Source organism: [Bacillus] enclensis, from assembly GCF_001456935.1.
GTDB lineage: Bacteria > Bacillota > Bacilli > Bacillales > Bacillaceae_B > Rossellomorea > Rossellomorea enclensis.
The window spans coordinates 470842-484753 of the sequence record NZ_KQ758485.1 but is presented as its reverse complement, the minus strand read 5'-3'; the positions used below and the strand labels follow the sequence as shown (position 1 = coordinate 484753).

Sequence of the window (13912 nt, the reverse complement as noted above, 5' to 3'; positions counted from 1 at the left end):
TACGAAATTGACGAGTTCATGGAATTTTATAATTATCGACGCTACCATGGGAGCCTGGGCAGGATGTCTCCAGTAAAGTTCAATGAGAAATACAAGGATATTGGCTTCCCTGAAGAAATGGCCTTGAGCCTTTAAAAAGGCAGGAATACTCCTTCTTCACTTACTAACCCCCCAGATGGCGGAACGAAAGGGTCAAGCGGTTTTGGCTTGACGCTGAAGTAGAGTCATCTACCCTTGGTAAAAGTGAAGAAGGAAATGATAAAAATGAAAAACTAAGAATCATTTAGTTTTTTAAAGAATTCGTCAGGAATTAGGGGGTCAAACCGATTCGACAAAAAATACGTTCCATTTTCCCGATATATGATCTTTTAAGAATGATTCTAATTTGCGAGTAGTGACGGGTATACAACCAACTGCAACCTATGGAATACTCAACCCTCCGTCCAGGACATTCAATCAAGACCAACAAATGCAGCCACAAAAAAACTCCCTGAGACGAATCTCAGAGGAGTTTTCTAACGTATAGATTAATGTGATGTTCTTCTCATTCCTCTTAGCAGCAGGCTTAGAAGGAATACGAAGATGATTGCTCCAATCAATGCCGGGATAATGGCGATCCCTGCTAGAGACGGACCGAAGCTTCCGAGTAATTCTCCGCCGATCCATGCACCGATGATACCTGCGATGATGTTACCGATGACTCCGCCTGGTACGTTTTTACCTAAGATCAATCCGGCTAACCAGCCGATGATTCCTCCAACGATTAAATATAAAATGAAACCCATAATTATTACCTCCAATGTTAGTTTTTAGTATGATGTATTGTTAGTACTTATTTTCCCGATTATCAGGATTTCAAACCTTAATATGTGGTGACTTGGAAGATTTTTTGCAGGACATACATGATGTATTTAAATGCAGGAAGCTTGTCCTGATATTTTTTATAATCCACCGTATAGGTGCCGTCTTCGTTGCTCCAAATCCTATTGAAATAATCATCGACGGACTTGATTAACGGACTGTCGGTTGAAGAGACGAGCTTGATGTCTTCTTCGAGATTATAGTCATCGAGGTTTCTTGACGTATAGTTGGTCGATCCGCCAATGACGATTGATTGCTTCTTCCCTTTGACGTAGATGAATTTGGAATGATATTGTTCTTTGTTCGTGTCATACCAGCGGATTTTGATGTGCTTTTCGTTCAAATTATGCAGCTCAGATGCGATCGGAAGGTTGGGGAGTCCGATTTTTTCCTGGCCGAATGCGTTTTGGTTCGGATCGAGTACGATACGGACATCCACCTTGCGTTCTGCTGCATCTTCAATGGCATCGATGATATCCCGGTCGGCCAGATAGAACATCCCAATCCAGATTTCGTCCCCTTCCTTTGCATCATCCATCGCTTTGACGACATGGTCCTGAACTTTACTTTCGGTGATGATCTTTGCCTTAACGGGTGCCCCTTCCCCTTTCCCTGAAGGGGTGATCAGCTTATCAAGCTCTTCATTTGTGGGGAACTTGCTTTCATCCCCGCCGGAATATGCTGCAACCGCTCTTTCGGCCTTTACCATGTCCTTCAGGATTTCTCCCTTAACCTTGAAGGCGATATTTGAGTGGAATCCGCTTGCGTCATGCGGGTTAGCCGACAAAATCATTCCGGCATCCTCTGATATGACCACTTTCCGGTGGTTCGCTTTTACGTTCAACAGTTTTAAATAAGATCTGGCCGTTACTTTCGGGGCTGAGGGGGCCATCGGATTTGGCAGCCAACCGTTCCCTTCCTGGCCGAACCAACCGAGGGCTGCCCTCCATACCCCTGAATAAATGAGGTTGGGGTCACGGAGCCTGTTCAGGTTTGTATAAATGACCTCCGCACCCAGCTTCTCGAGGGGGTCGATTTGCTCCGCCTTGTGGGATCGATAGGTCGTGTTGACGTGATCCGTGATGAAGACGACTTTCAAATCAGGCTTCTTTTTCATCTGTTCCTTAATCTTTTTCGATAACGTTTCGCTTAGTTTAGGATAAGGCCGTTTGCCGTCTGTGTACCCGTTCACAAGAAACAGGTCCAGTACAAGAAAATCATCTGCTTCCTCAATCGTTCTATAGACTTCATTAAAAATGTTCTGGTCGTACACTTCCTTGCCGTTCTTGTCATATGTAAGGTCGTATAAAAATTCCACGTCCTTCTGGGGAAGCGAGTATTCACTGCCTTCATAAGATATGCCAGGCGGAAGGGGTTTTATCCGGTTGTAGAGCATGATCCCGGCCAGAATGAGAATGACTGCCCCCCCGATCCACCATTGTTTTTTCTGATACCACTTTTGCTTCTTTTTCAATTGAATTCCCCTGTTCTTCTGTTTTTTTCTTACTATACCCGTAACGGTAGTATTAAAATCCTATTTACACAGGGCACGGGAAATAATTTATAAGGTTTATCAGTTTGCGTGAAGGGAAGTCTGCTATATCATGGGGGTAAGAAATTGATTTTAGGAGGGAACGGCAGTGAAGAATCCAAAGATAAAAGCATTTGTATTTGATGCGTACGGTACCCTTTTTGATGTCCATTCAGTCATAGAAAAATGCAACGAATTGTTTCCGGGGAAAGGTGAGAATATCAGCGGAATCTGGAGGCAGAAGCAGCTTGAATACAGTTTCCTGCGCCAGTTGATGGGAAGGTATTCTACCTTTCTTGAGATAACGAGGGATGCACTCCGGTATGCTTGTAAAGAAGGCGGTGCGGAGTTGACGGGGGAAACGGAAAATCAGCTGATTGATGCCTACCTGGAGCTTCAGCATTACGATGAAACCGAAGAGGTATTGAAGAAGCTCGAGTCTTACAAAACGGCTATCTTCTCAAACGGTTCATTCGATATGCTGTCACCGCTCGTAGATCAATCACCATTCGGCCCGCTGTTGGACGAAGTGCTTTCAGTCGATGACGTGAAACAGTTCAAGCCTACGCCGATGGCTTATCAGCACGTCCTTGACAGGCTCGGTGTCAGGAGGGAAGAAGTCTTGTTCATGTCCTCGAATACGTGGGATATTGCCGGGGCGGCAAGCTTTGGTTTTCATACTGCCTGGATCAACCGACAGGGAAAAGAAATGGACGAGCTCGGCGTCAAGCCGGACTATGAATACAATGATCTGCGCGGGCTCCTGGAGCATGCCCAATGAGTGAAGGGATATCGGCCGATCGGGCTGGTATCCGCTTTTTTGTGAAAGGGAAAAATGACATGAATGGCGAAATGGTAGAAAACGTCTTTAAAAAAGGAGCTGCTCTGAAATGGTGCCTCAACATGTTGAAGTAAAGGGAGTCGGCGTTGATTCGAAGACGCGTTGCCTTCATTATCATAGTGAACGGGATATCATCGCGATAAAGTTCAAATGCTGCAATACATATTACCCTTGCCATCTCTGTCATGAGGAGAAAGCCGGTCATGAACCGGTGAGGTGGTCCAGGGAGGAATGGGATACGAAGGCCGTTTTGTGCGGCGTATGCAGGAACGAATTGACGATCCTGCAGTATATGAACTCCCAGTCGGTTTGTCCACATTGTCAATCGGACTTCAATCCGGGGTGCCGGAATCATTATCATCTTTATTTTGAAGGGTGAGGGAATATGGATAAAATGTTCCTTTCAGTGGGGGATCAACGAGTTTCTTATCAGACGGCAGGAGACCCTCGTAAACCGGTACTTGTCTGTCTGCACGGGTTAACAGGAAGCAGCGAGAGTTTTATAGAGCTTTCAGAGCGGTTGGAATCAGATTTTCATTTATTTATGTTTGATTAGCCAGGCCATGGGCAGACACACCCTTTACCGCATGATTATTTATTCTCGACACTGACCGGATATTATAAAACCATTTTTGATCGGTTGATTGGAAAGCCTTTTTATTTACTTGGGCATTCATGGGGAGGGGATACTGCCCTGCATTATGCCTCTCATTTTCCCCAATATGTAAAAGGGTTGATCTTGTTGGACGGCGGATTTACATTTCCTCATTATCAAGAGGACATGACCTATAAGAAAGCGTACGAGGGATGGAGAGGATTTATCAGCGGATTTTCTTTTGATGACCACTCCGAAATTGTAAACATCTATAAAACCTACACATCAAGGTGGAATCCTCAACTCGAGTATATGGCACTCGCCTCTTTTACAAAGGAATCTCCTTACCGGCTGATCGCAGGAGCATCCGTGGTACTCCCAATTATTGAGGCGTTCTTTAAAGAACCTTTCTACAGGGCATATGAAGGGATTCAATCTCCTGTTATGTTAATACACGCTTCAGAACCTGTAGAGCAAGAGGATGCGAGAAAAAGGGGGACCCGGATATTGAGAGAAAAAATAAGCGATATAGAGATACATCGTAAAACAGGCGGGCATAATCTTCACTGGGACGACCCCGATGATATAGGAGACATGGTCAGGAATTTCAGGGACAGAATTGAAGGTTGAACGTGTTCCACGTGAAACGAAGGAGGAATAAACATGGCTGAAGAGATCGCAACTTTCGCAGGCGGCTGTTTCTGGTGCATGGTCGAGCCTTTCGATGAACAGGAAGGCATTCTAAGCATCCGGTCCGGTTATACAGGAGGGGAGACGGAGAACCCCACCTATAAAGAGGTGATATCGGGCGATACGGGACATAGAGAAGCAGTACAGATCACGTTCGATCCCGATTTATACCCTTATGAAAAGCTGCTGGAGCTATTCTGGCAGCAGATCGATCCGACAGATGACGGCGGCCAGTTCAAGGACCGGGGTTCTTCGTATCGGGCGGCGATATACTACCACAATAAATCGCAAAAAGAGCAGGCGATACAATCGAAGGCTGAGCTTGAAGAAAGCGGAAAGTTCAATTCCCAGATCGTGACGGAAATCCTTCCGGCAGTTCGTTTCTACGAAGCGGAAGAGTATCACCAGGATTTTTATAAGAAAAATGCCTTCCGATATGCTTTATACAAAAGAGGGTCCGGCAGGGAAGAGTTCAAGAAGGAAAATTGGCCGGAGGACCGTTCGCATCTGCGCGTATCGCTGAGCGATATGCAGTACCATGTAACACAGGAGAACGGGACCGAGCCTCCATATGAGAATGAATACTGGGATAATAAAGAAGAGGGTTTATATGTCGATATCGTGAGCGGTGAGCCGCTTTTCACATCGAAGGACCAATATGACAGCGGGTGCGGCTGGCCGAGCTTCACGAAGCCCGTGATGGACGCAAGCGTAAAAGAACGATATGACCTTTCCCATAAATCGACCCGCGTGGAAGTGAGAAGCCGCGATGGGGACTCCCATCTCGGCCATGTCTTCACGGACGGTCCGGGACCCAGAGGGCTGAGGTACTGCATCAACTCTGCAGCCCTCAGGTTCATACCGAAGGACCGGCTGGAAGCCGAAGGGTATGGAGACTTTTTGATTTTATTTAAGTAAAAACGTGTACAGGTCATGAGCCCGTACACGTCTGTATCATGTCACTTTTTCTTCTGCCTTTGCAAACAGATCCTCGACTCCCTGCACCCGTTTGAGGGTTGTGATATTCCCCTGATGGAGCCCTTCATGCCAATTGACGAATGCAAATACGTCCGCCAATGTGTTCAACGTGACGGATCCTAGGTTGAACGGCTTTTCCGCCTCTTCATCCAGGCGGCCGCCGAACACTTCCTTCAAACGCTCCGGCTGTTCCTCAAGAAGGCCGCGAAGCTCGGAAAGCGAAGGAGGATTAAGGTTTTCTTCCTTCCACGTATCGGGGCTTGTATGAAAGCCGAATAGCTTGTCATAATGTTCCGGTATCGCTTTTTTGTCCTGGTCCCCCAAAAAAGAAAAAAGCAGATTTTCATGTGACAAAAGGATGTGGCCGAGGTTCCAGCGGATTGAGTTCCTGAACCCTTCCGGCATCATATCGGCCTGTTCTTCTGTCGTTGCATCCAAAAAAGCCAAAGTCCGCAGACGGATAAAGTCCAATTGCTTGAACAGTACGTTTTCATTCATCTTTGATTCCCTCCCGAATGTTTCATTCATAGTCTATATTTCGGGAGAGAAGCAGGAAATCCTTTTCTTCTGCATAAAAAAGCCCCCTCGAATCGGATTCAAGGGGTGCTTGGCGTTGATTAGTCTTGTGGACGGTTCTTTTCGGCTTTGGCCCGTCCTGTTGTGAACTCCACCATTTCGGAGCTCGTGCGATTTCCTCTTTTAGCATTGGTATTTGCCTGTGCATTGCGGTTTCCCTGCTTTGTGCGGCCCATACGATCCCCTCCTAAAAAGTACTCTTGCCTTATTAGTGTGGGAAATGAGGAGATGAAATATTCCTTCAACTTGCTGGCGTCCGCCGTCAAAAACTGACAACTTTCGTTTTCTTCCGTGATATTTCCCGGGCTATATTTCGACGTTATCCGAGTTGGTCATCCACCCTGGTCAGCGGTTCCTTTGCCGGTCCTTCCACGACTGTGCCATCGACTGCAAATCTCGATCCGTGGCAAGGGCAGTCCCATGTATGGTCACCGTGGTTCCATGAACATTCGCATCCCATATGGGTGCAGGTTGTATCGACTACAAAGAGTTTTCCCTGTTCATCCCTGTATCCGCCGCATCGTCTGCCATTCACCAGGACAATGGCACCTTCGCCATTTTTGATATCGTCCGCTTTCTTTGTTGGGATATCCAATTTTCCTTTCACGAGCTGTCCCGCTACATTGACATTTTCCTTCAAGAATCGTTTGATGCCCGGGTCCGCTTTAAATCTGGACGGCTTGAAGAGGTCGCTGTATAGATTGTGGTTTCCAAGTATGTGATCGGAAAGGATCTGTCCCGCAAGTGTGCCGAGTGTCATCCCCCATTTACGGAAACCGGTGGCGACGAGGATGGCCGGATGTTTCTGCGTCAATGGACCTATATACGGGACTTTATCAAGTGAGATGAGATCCTGTGCGGACCACTTGTACTTAACTTCCTCGATTCCAAAGACTGTATTTCCAAATTCTTCGAGCGCCTCGTAGTGCTTCAGCGTATCTTTTCCCTGTCCGGTCTTGTGGTTGTCGCCGCCGATCAGGACGAGTTTATCCCCGTTGGTGTCTTCCGTATAGCGCAGGGAGCGAGTCGGATCTTCAGCACTGAGATACATGCCGCCTGGAAAATCCTTCGCGGTCTTCGCCGCGACTGTATAGGAGCGGTCCGGTTTAAGCCGGGCAAAATAAGCGCCCATCCCGTCATAGAAAGGGAAGTGGGTGGCAATGACCGCATATTCACTGTCGATGTGATATCCTTCCTCCGTCACCACCTGAGTACTTTCACCTTCATTGATGGTTTTGGCGGTCGTATCTTCAAAGATTTGCCCGCCGTTATTGACGATGCTGTCAACGAGCGCCTTGAGATATTTTACAGGGTGAAACTGCGCCTGTTCCTTCATGACTACAGCATTTTTAATTGGAAGATCGATCGGAAGCTTCTCCATCAGTTCGCTTTCGATACCGAGGGTCAGATAAGCTTCAAATTCCTTCTCCACTTTTTTCTTGTATTCATCGGTGGTGGAGTAAATGTACGCATCCTGTTTGGAATGATCGCACTCAATGTTTTCATTCTTGATCGTCTCCTCCATGAAAGAAAGAGCCTTCATATTCCCTTCGTAGTATTTCTTGGTGAATCCCTCACCGTAATGATTGATGAGTTCATCATAAATCAGTCCGTGCTGGGCGGTGATTTTTGCGGTCGTATGGCCGGTGGTGCCGTTGACCAGACTTCCGGCATCGATGAGAGCCACTTTTTTACCGCCTTTTGCGAGGAGATAGGCGGTGGTGATCCCTGCGATTCCTCCGCCTACGACGGCTACATCGGTTTTGATATTCTGACCGAGCTTCGGGAACACAGGAAGCTGAACGGATTCCCTCCAAAATGGTTCGGGCTGCTGGCTGAATGCATGATTATTTTGAGTATCCATGAATTTGCTCCTTTTCGGTTATTTTCCCTACACATTTTTCCCTAATACCGGAAGATTAAGCAGGTTTTTGGAAAAGAAGACAAAAAAGAGATTAACCCAGTTAAGAGTTAATCTCAGGAAATAACGATCATTTACTACCTAAAAGTGCGCTTTTCAACGTCCTCCGATGAATCGGCTCCAATCAAACCAATTCCAGCTTGCGCGTATCAGCTGCTGCGAGTCCTGCTTTATTCAGGAAGTTCCACGGCTGATTGAAGTGAGGCTGGAAGAAGAAATCGACAAAGGCGAGTTCATCTATCGTCATGCCAGTCTGAATGCAGACGCTGAGTGTATTAATTGATTGGGTGACATCCGCTTTTGACAGTACCTGTGCGCCAATGATTTTACGGCTTTCAGGCAGATAGCTGACTTTTAACAGCACATTTTCCGCTGTCGGCATAAATTCAGGACGGTGCTTTTCAGAAATTGTGATACTTTTCACATGAATATCCATCGCTCTTGCACTCGTTTCAGTTAAGCCCGTTGAGGCCATGTTCAAGTCATAAATATGCAGACCTGAAGTTCCCTGTGTACCAACGTTTTTCATGACCGGTTCAATCAGGTTGCGTGCAACGAGTGTACCCATTCTGACAGCATTTGTTGCAAGCGGGATGTAGGCAGCCTGACCTGTCGGATTGTATTTTACTGCACAGCAGTCACCGGCTGCAAGGATGTCGGGGTCGCTTGTGCGCATATAATCATCAACTGTAATTGCCCCGTTTGACAGCATGTCTACTTTTCCTTTTAAGAGCTCTGTGTTCGGGCGGAAGCCGACACACATAATCACCATGTCAGTCTCAACACGTCCTTTATTCGTTACAACAGATTCAACTGACGTTTCACCTTCAAAACGAGTAACAGTTTCGCCGAGCCGCAGTTCAACGCCGCGGTCAATGAATTCCTGCTCTACCTGATCTGTAAATTCCTGATCAAGATATTTATTCAGAATACGATCCACACCGTCAATCAGCGTTACTTTTTTACCTGCCTGCTGGAATGCTTCTACAAGCTCAACGCCAATATATCCTGCGCCGACAATCGTGACGTGCTTAGCGTCGCGTGATTTTTCGATGATTGTATTTGCCTGATTGAAGTTCTTAGCTAACAGGACGTTATCCAGCTTAATACCGTCGATTGGCGGGATGATTGGCCATGAACCAGTTGACATGACAAGCTTATCGTAGCTGTCATTCACTTCTTCACCGGTGACCAGATTCACCGCTTTAATCTGCTTGCGCGCAGTATCGATTTCCTGGACGGCGTGCTGCATTTTCATTGTAATGCCGAGATTTCTCAGCTGCTCAGGTGAGCTGTAGAAAAGGCCCTGAGGATCTTCAACTACACCGCCGACATATAATGCTAAACCACATGAAAGAAAGGACACATTATCGTTTTTCTCATAGACGGTAATGTCTGCTTCAGGATACATATTTGCCATATTTGTTACAGCTGCTGTTCCAGCGTGAGTACTTCCGATTACTGCGATTTTCATGGTGAAATTCCTCCTAAAATTAGATTGTGAAATATTTCACAATAAGTAATTGACTTAAGTATACGATGGTTTGGAATGAAATACAAGTGTTTTGTTCAGTATTTCACAAACTACTATACTTTTTATCCGGCCGCCATAAATAAGGGGCCGGGATGCTTATTCATTATAAAAATCCGGGTGAAATCCTTTAACTAATTACTTAACTGCATAAGCCATTCTTCTTCCCGTAATGCCGCTTTCCAATGGGAACACCACAAATTGTTCTTTCTTTACATTTTCTAATTGAGAGAGTGCAGGATCGCTTTCACATAGATGCGGCTCACCCGGGACGGAGTAAGCAGGTTCACTTTTAAAATCATTCCAAGAATGAATTACTGAACCTCCGTCCCCGCTGTGCCGCCTCACTTAACTCGTCACTACACGAAGCCCGATAACCGCCACTACAATCAGCGATAAAAAGAAAATTCGCTTGCGGTCTGCAGGGTCTCCATAAAACACCATACCTACGACAACGCCGCCGATTGTACCCATACCGGTCCAGACGGCGTAGGCCACGCCAAGCGGAATGCTGGTCATGGCGAATGAGAGGAGGTTCAGGCTCGCTATAAAGCCGCCGATCAGTAAGATAAATCCGCTGATTTTTTTCCCTGTGGCGATCCGCTGCATGCCGTTTACACCAAGCACCTCACAAAATCCCGCTATAATCAATGCAATCCAGCTCATGATTCCTGTTCCTCCTTCCCAGTTGCATCCGTGACAAATTTCAGACCGATTACGCCTGTAAGCAGCATGATGACAAAGAACACCACACCTGCATTGATGCCAGCCTCAAAGAAGATCATATCCACGATCACAGTACCCAAAGTACCAAGCCCGACAAAGACTGCGTAGACGGTTGCTGTCGGCAGGCGAGTCGAAGCCATCAGCAATCCTGTGAAGCTCACGACAATCGCTGCGATTGTCAGTGACCACGTCAATCCGTCATTCGCATATTTCAAGCCGGTCGCCCAGCCGATTTCAAACAGTGCCGCAACTGCTGTGACAAACCACCACATAAAAATCGCTCCTTTTCTATTAAAAAAATAAAAAACCCGGGACATATCACTGTTAAAGTGGTATCTCCCGGGCTTTTCTCCCTCCGTGTACAAAGATCGCTCTTTGCGCTTTCTCTCGGACCAGACCCGTAAGTGGCGGAACCCTAGAAAGTCTTTTCTGAGTTTTCGGTATCTATCTTAGTACGGGAGGAGCGGGAAGTCAAGTGTGTCGGGTTGTGGATGGCGGGGACGAGGTTGAGGTTTCCATTACACATTTAAGCAGGTTTTTGAAAAAACAAAAAAGAGATTAACCCCCAGTAAGAGTTAATCTCCGGACTTGTCGATAATTTATGAAGATTTTCTTAATAGCTTTGCCGATTTTTCTGCAGAATCGACGGTTTGTTTCAGGAGCATGGAGATCGTGACCGGTCCGACTCCTCCAGGCACCGGTGTAATCGCTCCTGCTTTTTCGTAACAGGAATCATAATCCACGTCTCCGATGTTTCCTTTATTGTAGCCGGCATCGAGGATGACCGCGCCTTCTTTCACCCATTCACCCTTGATGAAGTTCGGTTTTCCTACGGCCGCTACGACTATATCGGCCTGCGATACGATCTCCGCCAGGTTTTCTGTATAGGAATGACAGGTCGTGACGGTGGCATTGCGGTTCAACAGCATCATCGACACGGGTTTGCCGAGGATCGGACTCCTGCCGATGACCACGGCATGCTTTCCTTCAACCGATACATCGTAGAAATCGATGATATTCATGATGGCGGCAGGTGTGCACGATGGATATTCGCCGAACCCGAAAGATGTCCGGCCGAAACCAAGGCTTGTGACCCCGTCTACGTCTTTTTCAATGGAAATCGCTTCGAAGGCGGCACGTTCATCGATCTGTTTAGGGACCGGATGCTGAAGGAGGATACCGTGTACATCGTCATCACTGTTTAACTCGTTGATGACACTCAACAGCTCGCTTGTTGTCGTTTCTTTCGGCAGATGGATGCGGCGGGACTCCATGCCGATTTTTCTGCAGGCATTCCCTTTCATCTTCACGTAGGTTTCGGACGAGGAATCGTCACCGACAAGAACGGTGGCAAGACAAGGCACAATCCCTTCTTCCTTCAATGCAGACACTCTCAATCTCAGGCTTTCCTTCACTTCTGTCGCAACACGTTTACCGTCTAGAATCAATGGTTCCACTGCAATCCCTCCTGTTATTGGTTAAAGACTGTTCTCCCGAGTTCCTTGCTTCCTGAAGGCGAAGCGCCATTTTCTACAGTGAAGCAAGTCGTTTGTGAAAAGAGCCTAACAAAAAAAGACAAGGGTGTCCCCTTGCCTTTTGCCCAGGCGATCGGCATGATGGCTGATGATAAAAATAAGTCGCAGCTCCCCTGTGGTTCGTTCCACGTTTTCGCCAGTCACTGCTGATAATTAAGTTCAAACTCATTATAACACGAATATAAAATAAATATCCAGTATTATTGTTCGTGTTTTTTAGTACCTACATCAAAAGGCTGAATGAAATACCGGTCTATTTTTCTATACCTTCTCTTCCCTTATAGCCGATTTGCCGAGGTAATTGTTTTCATAAAATGAAAGCAGGCAAAACAATTTGGGAGGAATGAACATGCTGAAAAACAAAGTGGTCATGATCACGGGAGCGTCAAAAGGGCTGGGAAGGGAATTGGCCCTTCAATTTGCAAGGGAAGGAGCGAGGCTTGCCATATGTGCCCGGCATGGTGCACCGCTTAATGAAGTGGAGATGGAAGTGCGTGCGCAGGGAGCAGAGGTCGCAGCAGTCGTGGCGGATGTATCGGTTGCAAAGGACGTGGACCGGTTTGTTTCGGTGGCAGAAGAGGCGTTCGGAAAGATCGATGTGCTGATCAATAATGCTTCCATCTTCGGACCAGGGCCGAGGCTGTTGGCCGATTATCCTGAAGAGAGTTTCATGGAGGTGCTGCGGGTCAACACATTCAATCCGTTCATCGTCACCAAACGCGTTCTGCCGGGGATGCTGATGAGAAACGAGGGATCCGTCATCAATCTGACATCCGAAGCAGGCAAAACCGGATTCGCCGAGTGGGGGGCTTACGGAATCTCCAAATTCGCGGTAGAGGGCCTTACTGGGACGTGGGCAGATGAACTTCAGGAAACCGGGGTGCGAATCAATATGGTGGATCCGGGTGAAATGAACACAGATATGCATGAAGAAGCCGTTCCGGACTGTGATTATCCGTTAGCCGAGCCGCACGAACATATGGATGTTTTCCTTTATCTTGCTTCAGATGATGCGAAGGATGTTTCAGGGGAAAGGTTTGAAGCACAGGAGTTCACTTGGAATCGGGGTGGGGAAAGTGAATGAGGCAATCTTTGAGATACCCCGTCAGCTGAATGCCTCTGCCCCGGTCGAGCTTACTGGGAAAAGCAGGGACGAAGTGAAGTTGATGGTGCTGAACAGAAAGACGGGCAGTGTTGAGCACTCCCGTTTCACCCAGCTCCACACCCAATTGAAAAGAGGGGATGTCCTTGTGGTAAACAACAGCAGGACGATTCCCGCTTCACTTCGGGGAACGCAGGGCAGCCGGGAAGTGGAGGTGCGGCTGTCGAGGAAGGTCGGCAGCCGTGAATGGGACGCATTGATCCTGGGCCCGGTGTATGACGCCAGGCTGCCGATTACCTTCGCTGACGGAGTAAAAGCGTTTATGTCCGGTAATGGGAGCGAAAAGCCCCTGGTTCGTCTCACCTTTAGCGTGGAAGGAGCCGGGTTCTATGATTTTTTATATAAAAATGGACAGCCGATCCGCTACGAATATATCGATGCACCGTGGCCGCTCGACTATTACCAGAATGTATACGGGTCCGTTCCGGGATCTGTGGAAATGGCTTCTGCCGGCAGGGCTTTTTCCTGGAAACTGATCACGAAGCTTCGAGCGGAAGGGATCGAGGTCGTGTGCCTGCAGCTTCATGCCGGACTCAGTTATTACGGAGATGACCGCTGGCCAAACCCAGTTCATCACCCCGAGGAATATCATCTTCCTCAAGAGACGGCGGACAGTATACGCCGGGCGAAGCGTGAAGGAAACCGTGTGATCGCAGTTGGGACGACGGTGGTCAGGGCCCTTGAAACCGTGGCGGCCGGTCATGATGGGAATGTTGCTGCGGCGAGCGGCGTGACAAATCTTTATATCACAAAAGAAAGCCCGCTACGCGTCGTAGATGGACTGATCACCGGGCTTCACGAACCGGAAGCGAGCCACCTCGATCTCCTTCAGGCTTTCATATCCCGGCAACATCTTATGAGCGCCTACCGGACCGCGGTTGCGAAGGGATATCTATGGCATGAATTTGGTGATATGAATTTGATTTTGTAAATGTTGGTTCGGGATGCTTTAGTTCCTGGTGCCT

Annotated in this window: 15 protein-coding genes, 1 pseudogene and 2 riboswitches; of the genes and pseudogenes, 7 read left to right on the top strand and 9 right to left on the bottom strand. The window is 47.5% G+C overall.

Features of this window, described 5'->3' with window-relative positions:
- Nucleotides 1-527: 527 nt before the first annotated feature.
- Nucleotides 528-785: a GlsB/YeaQ/YmgE family stress response membrane protein gene (locus AS034_RS17375; RefSeq protein ID WP_032087027.1), complete on the bottom strand. Its 258-nt coding sequence runs from the start codon at nucleotides 783-785 to the stop codon at nucleotides 528-530.
- A 77-nt stretch (nucleotides 786-862) separates the two neighbouring features.
- Nucleotides 863-2335 carry a phospholipase D family protein gene (locus tag AS034_RS17370; protein WP_074440056.1) on the bottom strand — a complete coding sequence of 491 codons (1473 nt, stop codon included), beginning with the start codon at nucleotides 2333-2335 and terminating at the stop codon, nucleotides 863-865.
- 166 nt (nucleotides 2336-2501) lie between these two features.
- Here AS034_RS17370 and AS034_RS17365 point away from each other — a divergent pair, with 166 nt between their 5' ends.
- The 5 genes and pseudogenes from AS034_RS17365 (at nucleotide 2502) to msrA (ending at nucleotide 5436) form a co-directional block, all read left to right on the top strand.
- A complete protein-coding gene (locus AS034_RS17365) occupies nucleotides 2502-3173 on the top strand; it encodes a haloacid dehalogenase type II (protein WP_058299510.1) in 672 nt (223 codons plus the stop codon).
- Between the two features lie 109 nt (nucleotides 3174-3282).
- On the top strand, nucleotides 3283-3612 hold the full coding sequence (locus AS034_RS22465; protein ID WP_074440055.1) for a CHY zinc finger protein: 330 nt from the start codon (nucleotides 3283-3285) through the stop codon (nucleotides 3610-3612).
- A gap of 6 nt (nucleotides 3613-3618) precedes the next feature.
- A complete protein-coding gene (locus AS034_RS22820; protein WP_156416153.1) occupies nucleotides 3619-3789 on the top strand; it encodes an alpha/beta fold hydrolase in 171 nt (56 codons plus the stop codon).
- 12 nt (nucleotides 3790-3801) lie between these two features.
- A pseudogene (locus AS034_RS17360) lies at nucleotides 3802-4458 on the top strand (alpha/beta fold hydrolase); the annotation flags it as partial.
- 33 nt (nucleotides 4459-4491) lie between these two features.
- Complete coding sequence (gene msrA / locus AS034_RS17355; protein ID WP_058299508.1) at nucleotides 4492-5436, top strand: peptide-methionine (S)-S-oxide reductase MsrA; 945 nt, start codon at nucleotides 4492-4494, stop codon at nucleotides 5434-5436.
- 36 nt (nucleotides 5437-5472) lie between these two features.
- On the opposite strand, the gene AS034_RS17350 is transcribed toward msrA, so the two are convergent.
- The 7 genes from AS034_RS17350 to AS034_RS17320 all read right to left on the bottom strand — a co-directional run bounded on the left by AS034_RS17350 (nucleotide 5473) and on the right by AS034_RS17320 (nucleotide 11713).
- On the bottom strand, nucleotides 5473-5994 hold the full coding sequence (locus tag AS034_RS17350; protein ID WP_058299507.1) for a DinB family protein: 522 nt from the start codon (nucleotides 5992-5994) through the stop codon (nucleotides 5473-5475).
- Between the two features lie 119 nt (nucleotides 5995-6113).
- Nucleotides 6114-6248: a hypothetical protein gene (locus AS034_RS23365; RefSeq protein ID WP_268876512.1), complete on the bottom strand. Its 135-nt coding sequence runs from the start codon at nucleotides 6246-6248 to the stop codon at nucleotides 6114-6116.
- A 143-nt stretch (nucleotides 6249-6391) separates the two neighbouring features.
- Nucleotides 6392-7936, bottom strand: coding sequence for an FAD-dependent oxidoreductase (locus tag AS034_RS17345; protein WP_058299506.1), 1545 nt, complete (start codon nucleotides 7934-7936; stop codon nucleotides 6392-6394).
- 181 nt (nucleotides 7937-8117) lie between these two features.
- A complete protein-coding gene (locus AS034_RS17340; protein ID WP_058299505.1) occupies nucleotides 8118-9467 on the bottom strand; it encodes an FAD-dependent oxidoreductase in 1350 nt (449 codons plus the stop codon).
- Nucleotides 9468-9872: 405 nt separating this feature from the next.
- Nucleotides 9873-10190, bottom strand: coding sequence for a DMT family transporter (locus AS034_RS17330; protein WP_058299503.1), 318 nt, complete (start codon nucleotides 10188-10190; stop codon nucleotides 9873-9875).
- Nucleotides 10187-10522, bottom strand: coding sequence for a DMT family transporter (locus AS034_RS17325; protein WP_058299502.1), 336 nt, complete (start codon nucleotides 10520-10522; stop codon nucleotides 10187-10189). The genes AS034_RS17330 and AS034_RS17325 overlap by 4 nt, the downstream gene beginning before the upstream one ends.
- 62 nt (nucleotides 10523-10584) lie before the next feature.
- Nucleotides 10585-10680, bottom strand: a riboswitch (guanidine-I (ykkC/yxkD leader).
- A gap of 169 nt (nucleotides 10681-10849) precedes the next feature.
- On the bottom strand, nucleotides 10850-11713 hold the full coding sequence (locus AS034_RS17320; RefSeq protein WP_205629794.1) for a bifunctional 5,10-methylenetetrahydrofolate dehydrogenase/5,10-methenyltetrahydrofolate cyclohydrolase: 864 nt from the start codon (nucleotides 11711-11713) through the stop codon (nucleotides 10850-10852).
- Between the two features lie 128 nt (nucleotides 11714-11841).
- Nucleotides 11842-11939, bottom strand: a riboswitch (ZMP/ZTP riboswitch).
- Between the two features lie 195 nt (nucleotides 11940-12134).
- Here AS034_RS17320 and AS034_RS17315 point away from each other — a divergent pair.
- Both AS034_RS17315 and AS034_RS17310 read left to right on the top strand, forming a co-directional pair.
- A complete protein-coding gene (locus tag AS034_RS17315; RefSeq protein WP_058299500.1) occupies nucleotides 12135-12869 on the top strand; it encodes an SDR family NAD(P)-dependent oxidoreductase in 735 nt (244 codons plus the stop codon).
- Nucleotides 12823-13878 carry an S-adenosylmethionine:tRNA ribosyltransferase-isomerase gene (locus AS034_RS17310; RefSeq protein WP_244888185.1) on the top strand — a complete coding sequence of 352 codons (1056 nt, stop codon included), beginning with the start codon at nucleotides 12823-12825 and terminating at the stop codon, nucleotides 13876-13878. The genes AS034_RS17315 and AS034_RS17310 overlap by 47 nt, the downstream gene beginning before the upstream one ends.
- Nucleotides 13879-13912 lie beyond the last annotated feature (34 nt).

Coding starts and splice junctions, on each gene's coding strand:
- AS034_RS17375 (WP_032087027.1), bottom strand. CDS start 785: ATGGGTTTCATTTTATATTTAATCGTTGGAGGAATCATCGGCTGGTTA.
- AS034_RS22820 (WP_156416153.1), top strand. CDS start 3,619: ATGGATAAAATGTTCCTTTCAGTGGGGGATCAACGAGTTTCTTATCAG.
- AS034_RS17315 (WP_058299500.1), top strand. CDS start 12,135: ATGCTGAAAAACAAAGTGGTCATGATCACGGGAGCGTCAAAAGGGCTG.
- AS034_RS17350 (WP_058299507.1), bottom strand. CDS start 5,994: ATGAATGAAAACGTACTGTTCAAGCAATTGGACTTTATCCGTCTGCGG.
- AS034_RS17345 (WP_058299506.1), bottom strand. CDS start 7,936: ATGGATACTCAAAATAATCATGCATTCAGCCAGCAGCCCGAACCATTT.
- AS034_RS23365 (WP_268876512.1), bottom strand. CDS start 6,248: ATGGGCCGCACAAAGCAGGGAAACCGCAATGCACAGGCAAATACCAAT.
- AS034_RS22465 (WP_074440055.1), top strand. CDS start 3,283: ATGGTGCCTCAACATGTTGAAGTAAAGGGAGTCGGCGTTGATTCGAAG.
- AS034_RS17330 (WP_058299503.1), bottom strand. CDS start 10,190: ATGAGCTGGATTGCATTGATTATAGCGGGATTTTGTGAGGTGCTTGGT.
- msrA (WP_058299508.1), top strand. CDS start 4,492: ATGGCTGAAGAGATCGCAACTTTCGCAGGCGGCTGTTTCTGGTGCATG.
- AS034_RS17325 (WP_058299502.1), bottom strand. CDS start 10,522: ATGTGGTGGTTTGTCACAGCAGTTGCGGCACTGTTTGAAATCGGCTGG.
- AS034_RS17340 (WP_058299505.1), bottom strand. CDS start 9,467: ATGAAAATCGCAGTAATCGGAAGTACTCACGCTGGAACAGCAGCTGTA.